The sequence below is a fragment of the Methylophaga sp. UBA1464 genome (assembly GCF_002325665.1).
Classification (GTDB): Bacteria; Pseudomonadota; Gammaproteobacteria; order Nitrosococcales; family Methylophagaceae; genus Methylophaga.
In genome coordinates, this window is record NZ_DCSO01000109.1 from 77,417 (window position 1) to 78,404 (window position 988).

Consider the following 988-nt stretch of genomic DNA (forward strand, 5'->3'; position numbering starts at 1 on the left):
TATGGCTGGCGGCGCTTTCAACGTTAAATGGCTAAGTTGCACTATCTTAATATTATTCTTGGTGATCAACTTGATGCCAGCAGTCTGCTGTTCGATGACTTTGATCAACAGCATGATAGGTTGTGGATGGCGGAAGTGTCGGCTGAGTCCACAGAATATTTATCGAGTAAACAGCGCACGGTTTTATTTTTATCGGCGATGCGCCATTTTGCTGAGCAACTCAAAACGAATAACTATCCGCTGATTTATTGGACGTTAAATGATAAAAAATCCAGTTTCCGTGACGCTTTATCATCCACGTTAAAACAGGATTCATTTGAAAAAATTCGCTGCGTATTACCTGGTGATGTCAGGGTTATGAATGAAATACAGCAATGCGCCAATGAATTTGATATTGAGATTGAATGGCTGGCCGATCAGCATTTCATCAGTGAGAAAGGTGAATTCAAAGCCTGGTTAGCCAATCGCAAACAACCGCGAATGGAATTTTGGTATCGGCAACTGCGTAGAAGTCGGCAAATTCTGATGGAAGATGACCAGCCGCTTGGAGATCAGTGGAATTTTGATAAGGACAACCGCAAAAGCTTTGGCAAAAAAGGCCCATCCAAATTGCCTTCGCCTTTATTGTTTGAGGCGGATGACATCACGAAACAAGTTATAGCGGATGTTGAAAACTTTCTGCCGGATCTCTACGGCAATATTGAAAGCTTTAACTGGCCGGTCAGCCGTGAACAAGCGTTAGCGGCATTAAAAGATTTTATTCAAAATCGGCTGCCACATTTTGGCGACTATCAGGATGCGATGTGGACCGATGAACCGTGGCTTTATCATTCACGCTTATCAAGCTGCCTGAATCTCAAACTACTCTCTCCTGCAGAAGTGATTGCAGCGGCTGAAAAGGCGCACACCAACGATAAAGCACCATTAAATGCGGTGGAAGGTATTATCCGGCAAATCCTCGGCTGGCGTGAATATGTACGGGGTCTAT

General features: G+C 44.0%; 1 protein-coding gene. It reads left to right on the forward strand.

From position 1 onward, the window contains the following. Positions 1-27 precede the first annotated feature (27 nt). On the forward strand, positions 28-988 hold a 961-nt coding region (locus tag B3O33_RS15070; protein ID WP_292363898.1), incomplete at its 3' end, for a cryptochrome/photolyase family protein.